The sequence below is a fragment of the Fibrella aestuarina BUZ 2 genome (assembly GCF_000331105.1).
Taxonomy (GTDB): Bacteria; Bacteroidota; Bacteroidia; order Cytophagales; family Spirosomataceae; genus Fibrella; species Fibrella aestuarina.
The window spans coordinates 610001-630055 of sequence record NC_020054.1 but is presented as its reverse complement, the minus strand read 5'-3'; the positions used below and the strand labels follow the sequence as shown (position 1 = coordinate 630055).

Here is a 20055-nt window from a genome sequence, read left to right as displayed (position 1 = left end):
ACTAGTTTCGAGTTCGCTTTATCCGGGAGGCGTAGCAACGTCAAATAGGAAACGCCAAACTCGAAACTGACCCTATATGTCTCTCAATGCCATTTCTCCCATCGACGGCCGCTACGCCAAACAGGTCGATGCACTGAGTCCTTATTTTTCGGAATTGGGCCTGATTCGCTACCGCGTCCGGATCGAGGTTGAGTATTTTATCGCGCTCTGCGAGTTACCGCTGCCCCAACTCGCTGGTGTTGATAAGGCCATTTACCCAACGCTACGGACGCTCTATCAGCAATTCTCCGAGGCCGACGGCGAGCGGGTCAAGGCCATCGAAGCGACTACCAATCACGATGTGAAGGCGGTCGAGTATTTCATCAAAGAGAAACTGAAAGGCCTGTCGGTAGAGCCGTTTCTGGAGTTCATTCACTTTGGCCTGACCTCACAGGACGTCAACAACACGGCGATTCCACTGCTGTTGCAGGAAGCGCTCAACGAGCAGATCGAACCAACTTATCGGCAGGTGTACGTGCGGTTACAGGAACTGGCCGAGCAATGGAAAGACGTACCCATGCTGGCACGTACCCACGGGCAACCCGCCTCACCGACCCGGCTGGGTAAAGAGTTGCTGGTCTTCTGCGAACGGCTCGAAAAGCAACTGGCTATGCTGCCTCAGATTCCGGCATCGGCCAAATTCGGTGGGGCAACGGGCAATTTCAACGCGCACACGGTAGCCTACCCTGCCATCGACTGGCAAGAGTTTGGCGATCGGTTTGTCGACAGCCTGGGCCTGGTGCGGAGTAAGTACACTACGCAGATCGAGCACTACGACATGATGGCGGCACTGTTTGACGCCTATAAACGGCTCAACACCATCCTGATCGACCTCGACCGCGACATCTGGACGTATGTCTCGATGAATTATTTCAAGCAGAAAATCAAAGCGGGCGAAGTGGGGTCGAGTGCGATGCCGCACAAGGTAAACCCGATTGATTTTGAGAACTCTGAGGGGAACCTCGGCATTGCCAACGCCCTGTTTGAGCATCTGGCAGCCAAATTACCTATCTCGCGCCTGCAACGCGATCTTACCGATTCGACCGTACTCAGAAACGTTGGGGTGCCCTTCGCGCATTCGGTGATTGCCCTGAAAGCCGCCCTGAAAGGCTTGAACAAACTTGAGTTGAACCAGGCCGCGATCACCGCCGACCTGGAGGCCAACTGGGCCGTAGTGGCCGAGGGTATCCAGACGGTGCTGCGCCGCGAAGGCTATCCGCAACCCTATGAAGCCCTTAAAGCCTTGACCCGCACCAACGAAGCCATCACCCAGAAAACGATCAGCCACTTTATCGACGGCCTCGATGTGACGGATAGCGTAAAAGCGGAACTACGGGCCATTACGCCGTTTACCTATACAGGGGTATGATTTTTCTCCAGAGCGCTTAGCCCCATCCAAATGCAAGAGGCCCAACAACGAGAGATCATCTTCGTTATTGGGCCTCTTGCACGTTATAATCAGCAGATCGCCTTATCCCTTCGATAGCTCGGTGGCACGTACCTGAGCGGCCTGAATACCAGCCACGAGCGTGTTGGCCAACGTACCGGCTTCAAAAGTGCGTAGGGCGGCTTCGGTGGTACCGCCTTTGCTGGCCACGGCCTTGATGAGGTCGTCGAGCGATTTATCGGCGTTATTGATGAGGTGGTACGAACCCAGCATCGTCTGCTTCACCAGCAGCGAGGCCGTACCTTCGTCGAAACCCATCTGCTTACCGGCCTCCACCATCGCCTTCACGACGTAATAGAAATAAGCCGGGCCGCTACCGCTGAGCGCCGTAACCGCGTCGAGCATGGCTTCATCGTCCAGAAAGATCGACCGGCCCGTAGCGTTAATCAGGTTCTCGACCCGGCGCAGGCTGGCGGCATCTACCTCGGGTGAGGCGGTGAAACCCGTAATGCCCATCCCGAGCATTGCCGGTGTGTTGGGCATGGCGCGGATCACCATCCGATGCGCCAATCGCTCCTGAATCAGGTTGATCGGGATACCCGCCATGATGGATAGCACCACCTGCCGGGGCTGAATCACCGCCCTTAGCTCCTCCTGGGCTGAGGCGAAATCCTGCGGCTTTACGGACAGGATAATCAGGTCGACGTCGCCGACGCGGGGGCCGATAGTATCGACCACCACGCCTGCCTTTTCGGCACGCAGGGCGGCTGATCGCTCGCTACTCTTTTCGATGAGCAGCAGGTCATCCTTTTTTACAAGATCGTATTGCAGAAACGACTTGGCGAAGGCCATGCCCATGTTGCCGCAGCCCAGAATCGCAATTTTCATGGTCAGGTACGTAGTACGGTTAGCGGAAAAGATTATCCGGCAAAGGTAACGGCTTACCCAAGTACCTGTTCGTTAGGGCAGAAAAAGGTCGTACGGCCACCCACTTCGGTTCGTTCGATGGGAGTACCGCAACGCGGGCAAACCTTGTGCGCTTCCACGTCGTCGTAGGGCGAATCGTCCCACTCGCGCACGTGGATCAGAAACGAACGCGGGAAATCTTTGTAGACCGCTTCCTTCGCGATGGCCGTTTTCAGCACGAGTTGAATGGCCTCATGAATTGCTTCGACTTCGGCCTCCGACAACTCAGCGCTGACCGCCGATGGGTGAACCTTGGCCTGAAACAAGACTTCATCGACAATCCAGTTTCCCAGCCCGGCGGTCGTCGACTGGTCGAGCAGCACGGGTTTGATGGGCGATCGGCGCTTTTTCAGCTTGTCCCGCAACGTACCCAGCTCAATAGACAGCGCATCGGGCGCAATCTTCTTCAACCGCAGAAATTCATCGACGTCGTTGACCAGCCCGATCCGCTCAAATTTGCGGGGGCAGATGAAGCCTAGACAAAAGCCGTTAGTAAAGTAAAAGACGATGCGCGCATGCCGCGGCCGGTCGACGGAGTTGTGGTAATACTCCAAGTCGCCGGTCATGCCGAAATGCATCCGCAAAATCACGCGGGGGTCGTCGGTGTAGATGAACAGGTTTTTACCAACCCGGCGTGTATGGGTGAACTGGCGACCTTCGAGTTTTTCGTAAAGCGTATCGAATTCGGTGGTAAGTAGTTTCTTGTCTTCGACAGTGATGGAGTCGATGGGTTGGGCGAGCGAGGTGGCCTCCAGGTACATCCGCCGGATCTCGACTTCGGGTAGTTCAGGCATAAAGTGCGTTGACTGTTTCCCTAGATAACAACGTACGCTGTGGAATTGGTCATATTTTTTGGTTTGTGTGAACGGAATCGATCGCAATTCGCTTATTTTTGCAACTCAAACGGGGTGTAGCGCAGCCTGGTAGCGCGCTACGTTCGGGACGTAGAGGTCGTGGGTTCGAATCCCGCCACCCCGACTAGAAAAAGTAACAATCGGTTTGAACGTGACGTCCTACGTTCAAAGCAAACCATAGAACATGAACCAGATTAACAACAAAGCGTGGTGGTGGCACTTTTCCTGCAAGGGATGAGGGTTGCCGCGCTGTGTTCTATACACTACCAAAAAAGGCTCACCGTCATCCCGGTGAGCCTTTTCTTTTTCCATCAAACCAAACCGCTTAAGCCATTAAGCCATGACGACCTCAATACTCACCGATCGGCGCTTCCGGGTACGTACCCAGCATCGCCGCATGCTGGCCGACATTATCACGCCCGTTAGCATTTACCTGCGCGTTCGGGACAAATACCCCAATAGCATCCTGCTCGAAAGCGCCGACTACCACGGCAACGACAACAGCTTCTCGTACATCGCGTTTGATCCCGTGGCGCGGTTTAGTTACAACGCCGGTACGCTGAGCGTTGCCATGCCGGGTCAGGATGAAGAGCAACGTCCTATCACCGCCAGTGAGTTGATGCCCGCCCTCCGCGAATTCAAGCAGCAGTTTGTGGCCGAGCCGTCGGGGTTCTCGTTTATCTCCAACGGGCTGTTTGGCTACTTCGGTTTTCCGGCGGTCGAGGGGTTTGAAGATATCCGGCTGTCGGCACCTGTGCCGACCGAAAACGGCATTCCGGCGGCCGTTTTTCAGGTATACAGGTACGTTATCGCGATCAACCATTTCAAAGATGAGTTGCACCTCTTCGAACACAACTACGTACAGGAAGACACCGAACCAGCCGCCAGCCAGCTCGACGAAGTAGCGGCGTTCATTACCAGCCGGAACTACGCGCTCTATTCGTTTTCAACAACGGGCGACGAAACGTCGAATTTCTCCGACGATGAATTCCGGGGCGTTATTCAGCACGGTATCGACCATTGCCGGCGGGGCGATGTCTTCCAGATTGTATTGTCGCGGCGCTTTCAGACGCCATTTCAGGGCGACGAGTTCAACGTGTACCGGGCATTGCGGTCGTTGAACCCGTCGCCTTATTTGTTCTATTTCGATTACGGCAATTTCAAACTGTTTGGCTCCTCACCCGAGTCGCAGATTGTGGTGAAAGACGGGCAGGCGACGATCTATCCGATCGCCGGTACATTCCGCCGCACGGGCGACGACCTGAAAGATGCCGAACTCGCCCAGAAGCTGTACGATGACCCCAAAGAATCGGCCGAGCACGTGATGCTGGTGGATCTGGCCCGCAACGACCTGAGCCGTAACTGCGATGTGGTGAACGTCGAAACCTTTAAGGAGATTCAGTACTACTCACACGTGATTCACCTGGTTTCCAAGGTAGTGGGCAAGCTGAACGACGGGGCCGATCCGCTGCAAATTGTGGCCGAGACGTTTCCGGCAGGTACGTTGTCGGGCGCGCCCAAGCACATGGCCATGCAGCTGATCGACCGCTACGAAAACCAGAGCCGGGGGTTTTATTCGGGCAGCATCGGCTACATGGGCTTCGACGGCGAGTTTAACCACGCCATCATGATCCGCACGTTTATGAGCCAGAACAACACACTCTACTACCAGGCGGGCGCGGGTGTCGTGGCCAAATCGGTGGTGGAGAGCGAAGTACAGGAAGTGCACAACAAGCTGGGCGCCCTGCGCGCTGCTATTCAACAGGCCCAAGCATTATAGTCATTTAGCTGCGCTGTCATTTGGCTGCGCTGTCATTGATAGTCATTCATGGTTTTTTCTTCGAAGAATGGCTATCAATGACAGCGCAGCTAAATGACCTAATTCATTTCAACTATGAAACTTCTCGTTTTAGATAATTACGACTCGTTCACCTACAATCTGGTCTATATCCTGCGTGAGTTGGGCCTGCGTCCCGATGTGATTCGGAATGACAAGATCAGCGTCGAAGAGGTGAGCGCTTACGACAAGATTCTGCTGTCGCCGGGGCCGGGTATTCCCGATGAGGCGGGTATTCTGAAGCCGCTGATTGCCGAATACGGCCCGACGAAGTCTATCATGGGCGTGTGTCTGGGACATCAGGCTATCGGCGAAGTGTTTGGCGCGACGCTCGAAAACCTCGGCGACGTACTGCACGGCGTGGCGCATTCGGCCCGCGTGCTTGACCACGACGAACCCCTCTTCGCGGATATGCCCGACGACCTGACCGTTGGCCGCTATCATTCGTGGTCGGTGGTGCGCGACTCACTACCGACCGATCTGCTGGTGACAGCCGAAGACGAAAACGGCCGCGTGATGGGCCTGCGCCATGCCCGCTACGATGTACGGGGCGTGCAGTTCCACCCCGAATCGGTGCTGACGGTAGGCGGTGTGCAAATGATGAAAAACTGGATAAAAAACTAATGAGTGAGCGACTGAACGAGCGCGTGTAGCTCAGGTACGTTCTTTTCGAACGTTTCGAAACGCACTCTTTCGCTCGTTCAGTCGCTTACTTTTTGCAATCATGAAAGCGATTCTGAATCACCTTTTTGAATATAAAACGCTGGCTAAAGATCAGGCGAAGCAGGTGTTGCTGGGCATTGGCCGGGGCGAATACAACCCCTCGCAGGTCGCGGCGTTTCTCACGGTCTACATGATGCGCAGCATTCGGGTGGAAGAGTTGGAAGGCTTCCGCGACGCCATGCTGGAACTCTGCCTGCCGGTGGATCTGGACGGCTATGATGCGATGGACGTTTGTGGCACCGGCGGCGACGGCAAAGACACGTTCAACATCTCTACCTTGTCAGCTTTTGTAGTGGCGGGTGCGGGGCAGCGGGTAGCTAAACACGGCAACCACGGGGTTTCGTCGCTGACGGGCTCAAGCACCGTGATGGAACGGCTCGGCTACACCTTCACCAACGATATCGACACGCTGAAGCGCAAAATGGATACGGCTGGTATCTGCTTTCTACACGCCCCGCTGTTTCACCCGGCCATGAAAAACGTAGCGCCCATTCGAAAGGAGTTGGGGGTTAAAACCTTTTTCAATGTGCTGGGCCCGATGGTCAATCCAGCGCGCCCACCCAAACAGTTGGTCGGTGTGTTTAGCCTTGAATTGGCCCGCCTTTATGCGTACCTTTATCAGCAGACAGACAAGCAGTTTATGGTGCTGCATTCGCTCGATGGCTATGACGAAGTGTCACTGACCGGCCCGTTCAAAGCCATTACCGATCGCACCGAAACGATGCTGAATCCGGCGGATCTGGGTTTCGACCGACTGTCGGCCGAGGCCCTGTCGGGCGGGAAAACGGCAGAAGAGTCGGCAGCGATTTTTCTGAATGTGCTGAACAACGAAAGTACACCCGCTCAAACCCAGGCCGTACTGGCCAACGCGGCTATGGCACTACTCGCCGCCCAGAAGGCAACTACCCCCGCCGATGCCGTAGCGATGGCGCGGGAGTCGCTCGAAAGCGGAAAGGCCAAGCGGGCCTTTGACTTATTGATGAAGTGATAACTAAGTGTACGGTTGACAGGAACCGATTCATTGTCAATTGTACATTCCTTACCATGACCATTCTCGATACGATTATTGCCCGCAAACGGGAAGAAGTTGCCCACCGTAAGGCCGCCGTTTCAGAAGCAGAATTACGTCAGGCACCGCTGTTCGGGCGGGCGGTCAATTCGGCACGGGCGGCGCTGCTGGCCCCGGGCTCGTCGGGCGTGATTGCCGAGTACAAGCGGAAGTCACCTTCCAAGGGGGTCATCAACGATCGGCATTCGGTCACCGAAACAACGGCTGGGTACGTTGCGTCGGGTGCAGCCGTACTGTCGGTGCTGACCGACGAACCGTTTTTTGGGGGTACGCCGGCCGATTTGCAGGCGGCACGGGCAAGCAACCCAACCACCCCCATTCTACGTAAAGACTTCGTAATAGACGGCTATCAGTTGCTGGAGGCGAAAGCCTGGGGTGCCGACCTGGTGCTGCTCATCGCGGCCTGCCTGTCGCCCGCCGAGGTACGTTCGTTGAGTCAGCAGGCGCAAGAGCTAGGCCTGGAGGTTTTGCTGGAAGTACACGATGCTGACGAATTACAACGTTCTTTATGCGAAACCGTTGATCTGGTGGGTGTTAACAACCGAAACTTGAAGACCTTTGTGACCTCGATCGATACGTCGCTTCAACTCGCTGATCAGATTCCCGACCAGTTTGTGAAGGTGACTGAAAGTGGCTTGCAGGATGCCGCTACGATGGTGAAGCTCTACACAGCGGGCTATCGGGCCTTCCTGATTGGCGAGGCGTTCATGAAAACCAACGACCCGGCCGCCGCCCTGACCAGCCTGCTCGCCGATTACCAACAGCAACGTACAACCTGTACCCAATCGTCTCTGACCGTATGAAGATCAAAGTATGTGGCATGCGCGACGCGCCCAATCTGGCGGAAATCGCGGCCTTAAATCCAGATTTTATCGGCTTCATTTTTTACGATCAATCGCCCCGATTTGTGGGTGAGTTGCTCGATGAAGCAACCGTGAAGGCGCTGCCCCGATCGATACGGAAGGTAGGCGTGTTTGTCAACGCCAGCCCCGACTACATTTTGCGAAACGTGAAAAAGTACGACCTCCAGTATGTGCAGCTTCACGGCAATGAAACGCCGGAGTATTGCCGCAGCCTGCAAAACCGGGGTATCAACATCATCAAGGCGTTTCGGGTCGACGGGTCGTTCAACTTCTCGATGCTGAACAACTACAAAGCCTTTTCTGACTTTTTCCTGTTCGATGCCAAAGGCGATCAGCCCGGCGGCAACGGCATCACCTTCGACTGGAGTGTGCTGAAAAACTACGACAACACGAAGCCGTTTTTTATCAGCGGCGGCATTGGTCTCGACAACCTCGACCAGCTCGAACAGTTGAAAGGGATGAAGCTCTACGGCGTCGATGTAAACAGTCAGGTTGAAACGGCACCGGGGGTAAAAGATGTTGACAAAGTGAAGGAGCTTATTGCCCGCCTCCGCCCCATCGAGGAAGAAGAAGAGGCGTGAGGGAACCCATTAAATAAGAAGCTAATGGAAACGATAAAGCGTTTAGAAGATGACATACCACCCATGAAGAAAGGGCGGTTGAACACTTATAAGCCTAGCGACATAAAACGCTGGGGCGTTGATCGCTTTCTGGAAGCAACAGCTATACGCGAGCCGTTCCTGCTAGAATTTCCTGAATTTACCGATGAAGAGAACCGGCGCATGGACGAATTAATAGCGGAAGGTGACCGGGGTGACGTATGATTTACGACACCAATGTGTTGTTGCAACACATACGGAGAAGAGAGTTGCCACCGCCTCTAACAATCATTCCGTTGATTGTAGCCGCCGAACTAGAGTCGTTTGCACTGAAAGCTGATTGGGGAAGCCAACGAGTTGCCTTTATGCACTACCTAGTTGATCGTTACCCTATTGCTGAAGTTGAGCCGGATCTCATTCCTGTTTATGCGCAAATCGATGCTTATAGCCAGAATAAATTCAAGCCTCTTCCACTAAAAACAACAGCCCGTAATATGGGCAAGAATGATATCTGGATAGCCGCCACAGCCCTCTATCTGGATATGGAACTGCACACAGCCGATAACGACTTCGACCATCTCACCGCCCTTGGCCTGCGGCTCGTAAAGCACTAATTGATATGCAAACCATAGTTGAATCACAAGCTTCCTTTTCGGTAACGGATAAAGGCTTTTACGGTCATTTTGGCGGGGCCTTTATTCCCGAAATGCTCTACCCGAATGTAGAAGAGCTTCGGCAGAATTACCTTGCCATCATGGCTGACCCGGCCTTTCAGGCTGAATTTCAGCAATTACTGATCGACTACGTTGGTCGGCCGACGCCCTTGTTTCTGGCCAAGCGGCTGTCTGAGCAGGTTGGGGCGAGTATCTACCTCAAGCGCGAAGACCTTTGCCACACAGGCGCCCACAAGATCAACAACACCATTGGTCAGATTCTGATGGCACAGCGGCTGGGCAAAAAACGCATCGTAGCCGAAACCGGCGCCGGGCAACACGGCGTAGCAACTGCCACGGTCTGCGCGCTGATGGGCCTTGAGTGCATCGTCTACATGGGGTCTATCGACATTGAGCGCCAGAAGCCCAACGTCGACCGGATGCGGATGCTGGGTGCCGAGGTACGTCCCGCCCGGTCGGGTAGCCAAACGCTCAAAGACGCGACCAATGAGGCCATGCGCCACTGGATCAATAACCCCGTCGATACGCATTACATCATCGGCTCAGTGGTGGGGCCGCACCCCTACCCGGATATGGTTGCGCGGTTTCAGTCGGTCATCTCGGAAGAAATTCGGAAACAATTGCTGGCGAAAGAAGGCCGCGAAACACCCGATTACGTGGTGGCCTGCGTGGGCGGTGGCAGCAACGCCGCCGGGGCATTTTTCCATTTTCTCGACGAGCCGTCGGTGCAACTGATTGCGGCCGAAGCCGCTGGGCACGGCATCACGTCGGGTCACTCGGCCGCGACCACAGCCCTGGGTAAGCCGGGTGTACTGCACGGCTCGCGCACCATCCTGATGCAGACCGAAGATGGGCAGGTTACCGAGCCGTATTCGATTTCGGCAGGACTTGATTACCCGGGTATTGGGCCGCTGCACGCGCACTTGTTCGACTCAGGGCGGGGTACGTTCTACAGCATCACCGACGACGAAGCCGTTAAAGCCGCGTTCAACCTCAGCAAGCTGGAAGGCATTATTCCCGCCCTCGAGACGGCACACGCTCTGGCCACGCTCAACGAACTGCCGCTTCAGCCAGACGATGTGGTGGTGGTTTGCCTCTCAGGCCGCGGCGACAAAGACCTCAGTACGTATACGAAGTATCTTTAAAAACGTCATTGGTGGTCATTGGTAGTCCTTTGCTGTGCGTCATTAATCGGTTTTTACAACGAATGACGCACAGCAAAGGACTACCAATGACCACCAATGACCACCAAAGCTATCCATGACGATTACCCAAAACCGCATTACGGAGTTGTTTGCGCAGAAGAGTGAACGACTGCTGAACGTATACTTTACCGCGGGCTTTCCGCAACTGACCGACACCCGCACGGTATTGCGTGGCCTCCAACAGGCTGGGGTCGATCTGGTCGAGATTGGTATGCCTTATTCTGACCCCGTAGCCGACGGGGAGACCATTCAGCAAAGCAATGGCGTGGCCCTCGAAAACGGCATGAGCCTGAGAGTGCTGTTCGAGCAGCTGGCGGGTTGTCGGCAGGAAATCAACGTACCGATTCTGCTGATGGGGTACGTTAATCCCGTTTTGCAGTTTGGCGTGGAAGCGTTCTGCCAGAAATGCCAGGAAGTAGGCGTCGACGGCGTGATTCTGCCCGACCTGCCGTTTGATCTGTTCGTGGATGAATACAAGGCTATTTTTGATCGCTACGGCATCCTGAATATCTTCCTGATTACGCCCCAGACGTCCGACGAGCGCATTCGGTTTATCGACGAGGTATCCGACGGGTTTATCTACATGGTCTCGTCGGCCAGCATCACGGGGTCAGTATCGGGCATCAACGACACCATGCGGGCTTATTTTGACCGGGTTCAGGCCATGAACCTGCGCAACCCCCGGCTGATTGGTTTCGGTATCAACAACCAGGACACGTTCGACTCGGCCTGCCAGTTTGCCAACGGAGCCATCATCGGGAGCGCGTTTATCCGGCACCTTCAGGAGTCGGGTACGTCGGCCGAGGGGATCGCTTCCTTTGTACAAAACATCCGCCGATAAGCTGTTTTCTATGCGGTTGTTCCTCGGTTTGCTCATGTTGCTTTCCACCAACCTTCTGACGGCCCAACAACGTACCCCTCGTAACTACGAGTTGCAGGGACATCGGGGTTGCCGGGGCCTGATGCCCGAGAACACCATCCCGGCCTTTCTGAAAGCACTGAATCTGGGTGTCAATACGCTTGAGCTCGACGTGGTCGTTAGCCAGGATGGGCAGGTGGTGGTGTCGCATGAGCCGTATTTCAACGCCGAGTTTACCACTAAACCCGATGGTACGCCGGTTACGAAAGACGAGCAGAAATGGCTGGTGCTGTACCGTATGCCGTATGCCGACATTAAGCAATACGATGTGGGTAGGCGGGGTAACGCGCGTTTCCCAGAGCAGCAGAAACAGCCAGCGATCAAACCGTTGCTACGAGACGTAATTGCCGCCGTCGAAGCCCACCGGGTCAATGGCAACGTACCCAGGTTTGGGTATAACATCGAGTTGAAAAGCGAGGGCGACGAATACGACAAGAGCCAGCCGCAACCCGCCGAGTTTTGTCGGTTGGTCAATCAGATTCTGACAGAAGCCAACCTCGACCCCAACCGCGTGGTGATTCAAAGTTTCGATTTTGCCGTGTTGCAGCAGTGGCAGCAGCAAATGACGGCCAAAAAACTCTTGCCGGTGCGGCTGTCGGCACTCGTGGAAAACATTCGGGGTATCGACCACAACCTCGAAAAACTGGGTTTTAAACCCGCCATTTACAGCCCCAATTACCAGTTGATCAGTCGGGACGGCATCGAGAAATTGCATCAGCTAGGCGTCAAGGTCATTCCCTGGACGGTTAATAACCCCAAAGACATGCGTCGACTGCTCGACCTGGGTGTCGATGGCTTAATTACGGATTACCCAGACCGGGCGATAGAGCTTTGAACAGGAGTTTATCAGCCGTAGTTTGTGGTTAGTACGCCAAACGTTTAAGTTTATAAGCCAAAGCTCTGCTACAGCCCGCCGTATGACGCTGCTCAATACCACGCTAACCTGGCTACTTCGTCGTCGCTTACCTCGGATCGAGGCGATTAAAGCGCGGCCCAGCGATGCCCAACAGCGGGTTTTTGGCCAACTGATTCAAAAAGGTAAACGTACCCAGTGGGGTAAAGCGCACGGCTACAGCGACATCCGGTCGGTGGCTGATTTCCAGCGACAAGTGCCCGTATCGAGCTACGAGGACCTGTTTCCTTTCATCGAGCGTGTCATGAAGGGCGAGCAAAACGTGCTTTGGTCGTCGCCCATTCGCTGGTTTTCCAAATCGTCGGGCACTACCAACGCCCGCAGTAAATTCATCCCGGTTTCGCCCGAAGCCCTCGACGATTGCCACTTCAAAGGCGGCAAGGATATGATGGCTCTTTATGTGGCCAACCGACCCGACACCCGTGTGTTTGACGGAAAGGGCTTATCCATCGGCGGCAGCCTCCACGAGAACCCGTATAGCCGAAACGGCGCAGCGGGCGATATCTCGGCGGTGGTCATGAAAAACCTGCCCACCTGGGGTCAATTCATCCGGACGCCCTCGCTCGAGGTAGCGCTCATGGACGAATGGGAGGCCAAACTCGACCGAATGGCCCGAATCACGTCGCAGGAAAACGTGACGAGCATTCTGGGTGTACCCACCTGGACCATGGTGCTGATTCAGAAGATTCTGGCGCAGACGGGTGCTGCCTCGATTCTCGACGTATGGCCCAATTTCGAAGTGTTTATCCACGGGGCAGTCGCTTTTCAGCCCTATCGTGAACTGTTCCAGCAGCATATTTTCGGCGGCCGACCCATCACTTACCAGGAGGTATACAACGCGTCTGAAGGCTATTTTGCCATTCAGGACGACCTGACGCTCGCCAACGAAATGTTGCTGATGACCGATTACGGCATTTTCTACGAATTCGTTCCGATTGAAGAAGCCGATCAGCCGTTTCCCAAAGCCTATACGATCGAAGAGGTCGAACTGAACCGGAATTACGCGCTGGTGATCACGACCAACGCCGGTTTATGGCGCTACCGTATCGGCGACACTGTCCGGTTTACGTCGTTGTATCCACACCGCATCCGCATTAGTGGCCGGACCAAGCAGTTTATCAATGCGTTTGGGGAAGAGATTATCGTCGAAAACGCCGAGATGGCCATTACGCAGGCCTGCAAGGTGACGGGCGCTGTCATTGCCGATTACACCGCCGGCCCGGTTTACATGCAACACGGGCGTGTCAGCGGCCGGCAACAGGGCGGGCACGAATGGGTGATCGAATTTGCCCGGGAGCCCGACAGCCTGACGACCTTCACGCAGGTGCTCGACGAAACACTGCGGCAACTCAACTCCGATTATGACGCCAAACGCTACCGGGATATGGCATTGGTGGAGCCTATGGTGCACGCCGTGCCCCGCGGCACGTTCTACGCCTGGATGACCCAACGGGGCAAAGTAGGTGGGCAGCATAAGGTGCCGCGCCTCAGCAACTCCCGCGAGTATGTCGAGGATCTGCTGGGCGGTAGTTACCGGGATGCTGTGTATTGATCTGGGAAAACGGCAGGCTCGTTACCCTTCCAGACAAACCTGCATCCGGTAATCGAACGGATTGAACGTACCCAGTAGCTTTTTCAGGAAATCACGGTCGTTCAGGTAGAACGTCAGGAAGTTATCGATACGCTCCTGCGGCGTGCCTTCGGGAAACAACTCGTCTTTCACGGCCAATAATTGCCGCACGCCTATTTCCTGGTTCCGCTCTTCGGCCCGCCGCATCTTCTTCTCCAAACGAGCTACCGCATTGGCGAAGCGCCTTGTTTCAGCCAGCACCGCCTTTTCAAGGGTTGGGTCTACCAGCTGTGCTTTCACCAGAATAGCTTCCAGCGATTTGCTGACCGCTTTATTTTCTTCGTCGAATTTCAGGCAATGCTCGCTATGATGCTCAACATACCGGCGCTTGAGGGTCACTACATCCTGAAACATCTCCGATGTGTCAAGGCCTAGTTTGTTAATACGCCGTGCTGTGACGCGGGGCACATACAGGGCGAAATTACGGGGCATCAACAACGGGAAAGGCACGCCAAAATGGTCAAACTCGGCTTTCAATTGTAGCCAATAAGGCACTTCTGATGGTCCACCGATGTAGGCCAGATTGGGCAAAATGACTTCCTGATACAACGGCCGCATTACCACGTTCGGGCTGAATCGCTCCGGGTGAGCATCGAGTTCAGCCAGGAGCTCTTCTTCGGTGAAATGGAGTTGGGTACCATTCACGTTAAACACGCCTTCCTCCGTGCGGACAATGCGTTCACGTAGACCGTCGGTAAGGTAAAAGAGATTGATGTCGCGGGGCGAAATGGGCGTTTTGTAGCCCAGCGCGTTCAACTGCTCGGTTGTTTCGTTGACCAAGTTGCTGCTACGTTGATGGAGCAATTCGTCGCGCATGATCGGCGCGAAAAGGCGCTTCAGTGCGGGATCGTCGGCATCCAGACAAATCAGCCCCTCCTGCCCGAACAACTCGTGCATGTACTGACGAGCCGCGTTCGCCAACGTATCATTGTTCAGGTACGCCTGCTCAAACAAAGGCAGTTTCTCGGGTATTTCGGCAAACAGGCTGGCTAGCTCGCGGGGGTCCATCCGACCGACGGCACCACGCTGCTCGGTTTGCCAGGTGTGGGTACGTCCAAACAGCCGGAAATGGTTGATTTCGGCAAAATCGTGGTCTTCCGACGCCATCCAGTAAAGCGGCACGAACCGGTAACCGGGGTACGTTGCGCTAAGCTTGCGGGCTAGGTTGATAATGGTCACGATTTTGTACACCACATACAACGGCCCCGTGCCCAGGTTCAACTGATGCCCCGTCGTTACGACGAATGTCTTCTCATCATTGAGTGCTTCCAGATCGGGCTTCGACGCAATCTGACTATACTGTTGGGTCAGCACCTCGACCAGCACCGCCCGGTTTTCGTTCGGAAACTGCCGCTGCGCCATCTGTTTGTCGAACGCACTAAGAGTCGGAAAATCGCCGTAAAAAGCCCGCAAGGCTGGTTTTTGATCGAGGTAATCGAGAAAGAGTTGCGAGAATTGGCCGGTGGCTGATAGGGGTACGTACTGACACTCCATGCGGGCAGACGAATAGCGAGGTTACAGAGGCTTCAACGCGCAGCTTACGGGCAAGGTTCGGCAAGCCGGAGGGAAGTCGACGGAGTAGGTTTCAAAAGGTAGTCTGTTTACCAGTACTTACGGCTGTCAACTAAACCACTTACGGCCCGATAGAGCTTATCTTTGTAGCAATGCAAGTCGAATCATCTCTTATAACTCCGACATCGTCAGTCGGTTACGAAGCCGTTATTGGTCTGGAAGTGCACTGCCAGCTGCTCACGGCCAGCAAAATGTTTGCGGCCGATGCCAACGCCTTCGGGGCCGACCCAAACACGCAGGTGAGCGTCATTACGCTGGCGCATCCAGGTACGTTGCCGCGGCCTAATCGGCTGGCTGTCGAGTACGCTGTCCGAATGGGCCTTGCCTGCGGCAGCAGCATTACCCGGCGTAACATTTTTGCCCGGAAAAATTACTTTTACCCTGATCTGCCAAAGGGCTATCAGCTTTCGCAGGATAAAGGGCCGATCTGTGTAGGCGGTGGTATTCCGATCCGGGCCAAAAATGCCGACGGTGAAATCGAACATACAGTCGTTCAACTGCATCATATCCATCTGGAGGAAGATGCCGGCAAGAGTATTCACACGGCCGATACCGACGCTACCTGCCTGGATTATAACCGCGCCGGTACACCGCTGATCGAGATGGTGACTGACCCCTGCCTGCGCTCGGCCGATGAAGCCGGGCAATTCCTGACTGAGGTTCGTCGGCTCGTTCGCTATTTGGGTATTTGTGATGGCAACATGGAAGAGGGCTCGTTGCGCTGCGATGTCAACATCTCCATCAGGCCCAAAGGCGACACGCAGTTGGGGACGAAGGTTGAAGTAAAGAACCTGAACTCGATCCGCAACGTGCAGCGCGCTGTAGAAGCCGAGTTTGCCCGGCAGATCAAGGTAACCGAAGAAGGTGGACGAATTATTCAGGAAACGCGCACGTTCGATGCCGATAAAGGCCAAAGCTTTGGCATGCGCGAGAAGGAGACCATGAATGATTACCGGTACTTCCCTGATCCTGATCTGATGCCCGTGGTCATCTCCGATGAATGGCTAGCCCGCATTCGGGCCGCGATGCCTGCCCTTCCCCGTGAGCGTTACGACCGCTTCCGCACACACTACGGCTTGCCCGATTACGACGCGGCCCTGCTGACCGATTCGCGCGAACTCGCTGATTATTTTGAAGCGGTATGTGCTGAGACTACCAATTTCAAAGCGGCTTCCAACTGGATTATGGGGCCTGTCAAAGGGCAGTTGACTGATAAGTTGTTACAGGAAGGGCAATTTCCTGTACCGGCTACCTCGCTGGCAGCGTTGATTCGGCTGATTGATGAAGGAACGGTTAGCCAAACAGCCGCCCAAACAATCTTCGGATTGATGGTGACTCAGCCTGGCCAATCGCCCGCTGAACTAGCATCCGCTAACGGCTTGTTACAGAACCGTAATACCGACGCCTTACAAACGTTAATTGAAGAGACGCTAGCCGACTGGCCCGATAAGGTCGACCAATATCGCAAGGGTAAGAAGAACCTGATGGGTTTGTTTGTTGGCGAGGTCATGAAGCGGTCAAAAGGTTCGGCCGACCCCAAGTTGGTGAATCAACTGTTGGCAAAAAGCCTGGCCTGATGCTTGCTCTGGCGTAAACATATTGACTATCAGGGTGTCTAAACAGGACAAATAAACGATGAAGCAATTCGTACTAAGCACGGTCACCAGCCTGACTTGCTGCTTATTTTCGGTAGCGGCCAATGCCCAGGCTACCAAACCCTCGACCGTGACAGGCCAGATTGCGATGGCAACGCCCGGCTCGAAAGTATACCTGGAATCGAACACCAATCCTGCCGTTCGGCTCGACTCTGCCGTCGTTACGGCCGACAAGCAGTTTACGCTCAAAACGAACGTACCTGAGGGCGGTAACATTTATCTGGTGAATATGGGCGTGATTAAAGAAAAAGCGGCCGTGTTGCTGGAAGGCGGTGAGACGTTAACCGTTTTGGCGGAGCCGGGCGTAAAGCCAAAAGCCAAGAATGCGCCCCCTGCTAAACCAAAAATTACGGTCACAGGTACCAAGTCGAATGATCTGTTTCGTACGCTGCTCCAGCTACAGAACGATATCCGAGACAAGGGTACAGACCTGATGAAATCGTATCAGGAAGCGCAAGCTCGTAATGATGCAAAGAGTATGTCGCAAATTGAACAGACCTACGATGGGCTAGCGGCCGAAACGACCAAGAAAGTAAAGGCTATGTTGCCTGAACTAGGTACGTCGTTGGCAGCACTCTACGCGACGAACTTTCTGAATCCGGAGACAGATTTCCCAACGCTCGATACATTGGCCCGGAAATTTGAGCAGGCTGGCATCAGTTCGCCTCACGCCAAATCATTCATTGGAAACATTGCTCGTATCAGAGGCCTCTCCGTTGGTGCTGAAGCGCCTGAAATTGCATTGACTGATACCAATGGCACTACGGTTCCGTTATCGTCTCTACGCGGCAAATTAGTGCTCGTCGATTTCTGGGCAAGCTGGTGTGGTCCCTGCCGTAACGAAAACCCCAACGTTGTACGGATGTATAATAAATTTAAGGATAAGGGCTTTGCCATTTACAGCGTCTCGCTTGACCGGCCCGGTCAGCGCGAAGCCTGGGTACGTGCTATCCGGAACGATGGCCTTACCTGGACGCACGTATCCGATTTGAAATATTGGCAATCCGAAGCCGCTCAACGCTACGGCGTAAGTGCAATTCCTGCTACGTTTCTGATTGACAAGGAAGGCAAAATAGTAGCCAAGAACTTACGCGGTGACGCTCTGGAAGCAAAACTGACTGAGATCCTGCAGTAGCGAAAGCGTTAAACAGTAGTAAAAAGCCCCCGGATAGATCATAATCTATCCGGGGGCTTTTTCATTGACTAGTATATAGCTCAACCACACTATGCTGTGCTTCATCTAATCAAGAGCAGCACTAACAAACTAAATTAGGCGGTTTACTCGAGGCCACTAATCAGCTCAGCGAACTATCGATCGTAGAATGACTTACAGCGTTTGGTGCGTTGTGAATTTGACACCTTACGCCGGATTCAACAGTTTAGTGTCTATTTAGTGCCTGTGAATTGATCGCTTTTTGGGTATGGTGTATACATGCAAAAAGCCGTGCTCCTGGTGGAACACGGCTCTCGCTGTTTCAGAGGTGGCGACCGCCTACTCTCCCGGATTCGACTCCAGTACCATCGGCAGTGCGGGGCTTAACGGCTCTGTTCGGAATGGGAAAAGGTGTTCACCCGCCCGTCGTTACCAACCTCCTTACTCGTCTGATCCCACCAATTTATTGGCGCGATCAATATCGTTTCGTTCGTTCACCAATCGAGAAGAGAGTTTACACACAATGTGCTGGCAAGCATTGATCTACAACTGATCAGCGGTCAACCTTTCAGGCTCATTAGTACGGCTCGGCTCCATGTGTCTCCACACCTCCACCTGCCGCCTATCCACGTGGTCGTCTCCCACAGCCTTTATTAACAGATGACTCATCTTGAGGTCGGTTTCGCACTTAGATGCCTTCAGCGCTTATCCGTTCCGCACGTAGCTACTCGGCCGTGCCGCGGGCACGACAACCGATCCGCCAGCGGTGCGTCCAACCCGGTCCTCTCGTACTAAGGTCAGATCCCCGCAATCATCCCACGCCCACCACAGATAGGGACCGAACTGTCTCACGACGTTCTGAACCCAGCTCGCGTGCCACTTTAATCGGCGAACAGCCGAACCCTTGGAACCTTCTCCAGCCCCAGGATGTGACGAGCCGACATCGAGGTGCCAAACCTCCCCGTCGATGTGAGCTCTTGGGGGAGATCAGCCTGTTATCCCCGGCGTACCTTTTATCCTTTGAGCGATGGCCCACCCATGCAGTACCACCGGATCACTATACCCTGCTTTCGCACCAGATCGGCCTGTTTGCCTCACTGTCAAGCTTGCTTCTGCTATTGCACTCCCCGACCGATTACCGTCCGGCCTGAGCAAACCTTGGGAAGCCTCCGTTACCCTTTCGGAGGCGACCACCCCAGTCAAACTACCCACCAAACACTGTCCCCCGATTAGGGGTTAGACCGCCAGTCTGAAAAGGGCGGTATTTCAAGGGTGGCTCCACGATGCCTGGCGACACCGATTCAACGCCTCCCGCCTATCCTACACATGCCAGACCAGCGATCCATGTTAAGCTATAGTAAAGGTGCACGGGGTCTTTCCGTCCCGTGGCGGGTAAGCGGCATCTTCACCGCTACTACAATTTCACCGAGCTCATGGCTGAGACAGTGCCCAGATCGTTACACCATTCGTGCAGGTCGGAACTTACCCGACAAGGAATTTCGCTACCTTAGGACCGTTATAGTTACGGCCGCCGTTTACTGGGGCTTCAGTTCAATGCGTCGGGTTGCCCCTAACATCCCCCCTTAACCTTCCAGCACCGGGCAGGTGTCAGACCCTATGCGTCATCTCTCGATTTGGCAGAGTCCTGTGTTTTTGGTAAACAGTCGCCTGGGCCTTTGCTCTGCAACCTCCCTCTTGCGAGGGTAGGCCCCCCTTCTCCCGAAGTTACAGGGTTATCTTGCCGAGTTCCTTGGCCATGATTCTCTCGTGCGCCTTAGGTTATTCACCCCAACCACCTGTGTCGGTTTGCGGTACGGGTACCCACTGACTGACGCTTCACCACCTTTTCTTGAAACCAACTTCGCCCCCTCGCTTTGGCCGAAGCCGCCGCTGTGACGCCCTATTCCCGCAGGACGTGTGGACTCCATCAATTTGTCAGTGATTGGCATCAGCGGGTAGTACTGGACTATTAACCAGTTGTCCATCTGACCTTCGCT

17 protein-coding genes, 1 tRNA gene and 2 rRNA genes (1 of these 20 running past the window's edge) are annotated in these 20055 nt (G+C 54.6%); 15 read left to right on the top strand and 5 right to left on the bottom strand.

What is annotated here, in order from left to right; all coding sequences use genetic code 11:
• Positions 1-76: 76 nt before the first annotated feature.
• On the top strand, positions 77-1408 hold the full coding sequence (purB, locus tag FAES_RS02435; RefSeq protein WP_015329599.1) for an adenylosuccinate lyase: 1332 nt from the start codon (positions 77-79) through the stop codon (positions 1406-1408).
• 102 nt (positions 1409-1510) lie between these two features.
• Here purB and proC read toward each other — a convergent pair whose 3' ends face one another.
• Together proC and FAES_RS02425 are read right to left on the bottom strand one after the other, a co-directional pair.
• Entirely contained in the window at positions 1511-2314 is an 804-nt protein-coding gene (proC, locus tag FAES_RS02430; protein WP_015329598.1) for a pyrroline-5-carboxylate reductase, read from the bottom strand.
• Between the two features lie 53 nt (positions 2315-2367).
• Entirely contained in the window at positions 2368-3186 is an 819-nt protein-coding gene (locus tag FAES_RS02425; RefSeq protein ID WP_015329597.1) for an Fpg/Nei family DNA glycosylase, read from the bottom strand.
• A gap of 110 nt (positions 3187-3296) precedes the next feature.
• On the opposite strand from FAES_RS02425, the gene FAES_RS02420 reads away from it, so the two are divergent.
• The 12 genes from FAES_RS02420 to FAES_RS02365 all read left to right on the top strand — a co-directional run bounded on the left by FAES_RS02420 (position 3297) and on the right by FAES_RS02365 (position 13600).
• Positions 3297-3370 (top strand) — tRNA-Pro (locus FAES_RS02420).
• Positions 3371-3586: 216 nt separating this feature from the next.
• Positions 3587-5026, top strand: coding sequence for an anthranilate synthase component I family protein (locus FAES_RS02415; RefSeq protein WP_015329596.1), 1440 nt, complete (start codon positions 3587-3589; stop codon positions 5024-5026).
• Positions 5027-5140: 114 nt separating this feature from the next.
• Positions 5141-5707, top strand: a complete 567-nt coding sequence (locus FAES_RS02410) for an anthranilate synthase component II (RefSeq protein ID WP_015329595.1) — start codon at positions 5141-5143, stop codon at positions 5705-5707.
• Positions 5708-5807: 100 nt separating this feature from the next.
• Positions 5808-6794: an anthranilate phosphoribosyltransferase gene (gene trpD, locus FAES_RS02405; protein WP_015329594.1), complete on the top strand. Its 987-nt coding sequence runs from the start codon at positions 5808-5810 to the stop codon at positions 6792-6794.
• 56 nt (positions 6795-6850) lie between these two features.
• Positions 6851-7678: an indole-3-glycerol phosphate synthase TrpC gene (trpC, locus tag FAES_RS02400; RefSeq protein WP_015329593.1), complete on the top strand. Its 828-nt coding sequence runs from the start codon at positions 6851-6853 to the stop codon at positions 7676-7678.
• Positions 7675-8319 carry a phosphoribosylanthranilate isomerase gene (locus FAES_RS02395; protein ID WP_015329592.1) on the top strand — a complete coding sequence of 215 codons (645 nt, stop codon included), beginning with the start codon at positions 7675-7677 and terminating at the stop codon, positions 8317-8319. The genes trpC and FAES_RS02395 overlap by 4 nt, the downstream gene beginning before the upstream one ends.
• Before the next feature lie 24 nt (positions 8320-8343).
• Positions 8344-8562, top strand: coding sequence for a hypothetical protein (locus FAES_RS02390; RefSeq protein ID WP_015329591.1), 219 nt, complete (start codon positions 8344-8346; stop codon positions 8560-8562).
• Positions 8559-8951, top strand: a complete 393-nt coding sequence (locus FAES_RS02385; RefSeq protein WP_041257404.1) for a PIN domain-containing protein — start codon at positions 8559-8561, stop codon at positions 8949-8951. Before FAES_RS02390 ends, FAES_RS02385 begins: the two co-directional genes overlap by 4 nt.
• A 5-nt stretch (positions 8952-8956) precedes the next feature.
• Positions 8957-10156 (top strand): tryptophan synthase subunit beta, encoded by a 1200-nt coding sequence (gene trpB, locus FAES_RS02380; RefSeq protein WP_015329590.1) that lies wholly within the window; start codon positions 8957-8959, stop codon positions 10154-10156.
• Between the two features lie 115 nt (positions 10157-10271).
• A complete protein-coding gene (trpA, locus tag FAES_RS02375; RefSeq protein WP_015329589.1) occupies positions 10272-11057 on the top strand; it encodes a tryptophan synthase subunit alpha in 786 nt (261 codons plus the stop codon).
• 10 nt (positions 11058-11067) lie between these two features.
• Entirely contained in the window at positions 11068-11970 is a 903-nt protein-coding gene (locus tag FAES_RS02370) for a glycerophosphodiester phosphodiesterase family protein (protein ID WP_015329588.1), read from the top strand.
• A gap of 82 nt (positions 11971-12052) precedes the next feature.
• Complete coding sequence (locus FAES_RS02365; protein ID WP_015329587.1) at positions 12053-13600, top strand: GH3 auxin-responsive promoter family protein; 1548 nt, start codon at positions 12053-12055, stop codon at positions 13598-13600.
• 21 nt (positions 13601-13621) lie between these two features.
• Here FAES_RS02365 and bshC read toward each other — a convergent pair whose 3' ends face one another.
• Entirely contained in the window at positions 13622-15172 is a 1551-nt protein-coding gene (gene bshC / locus FAES_RS02360; protein WP_015329586.1) for a bacillithiol biosynthesis cysteine-adding enzyme BshC, read from the bottom strand.
• 170 nt (positions 15173-15342) lie between these two features.
• Between bshC and gatB the strand changes: the two genes are divergently transcribed.
• Both gatB and FAES_RS02350 read left to right on the top strand, forming a co-directional pair.
• Positions 15343-16827 carry an Asp-tRNA(Asn)/Glu-tRNA(Gln) amidotransferase subunit GatB gene (gene gatB, locus FAES_RS02355; protein WP_015329585.1) on the top strand — a complete coding sequence of 495 codons (1485 nt, stop codon included), beginning with the start codon at positions 15343-15345 and terminating at the stop codon, positions 16825-16827.
• Positions 16828-16885: 58 nt separating this feature from the next.
• On the top strand, positions 16886-18040 hold the full coding sequence (locus tag FAES_RS02350; protein ID WP_015329584.1) for a TlpA disulfide reductase family protein: 1155 nt from the start codon (positions 16886-16888) through the stop codon (positions 18038-18040).
• A gap of 344 nt (positions 18041-18384) precedes the next feature.
• On the opposite strand, the gene rrf is transcribed toward FAES_RS02350, so the two are convergent.
• Positions 18385-18495 (bottom strand): 5S ribosomal RNA (gene rrf, locus FAES_RS02345).
• Between the two features lie 119 nt (positions 18496-18614).
• Positions 18615-20055, bottom strand: a 23S ribosomal RNA gene (locus FAES_RS02340); it runs 1411 nt beyond the window's last position.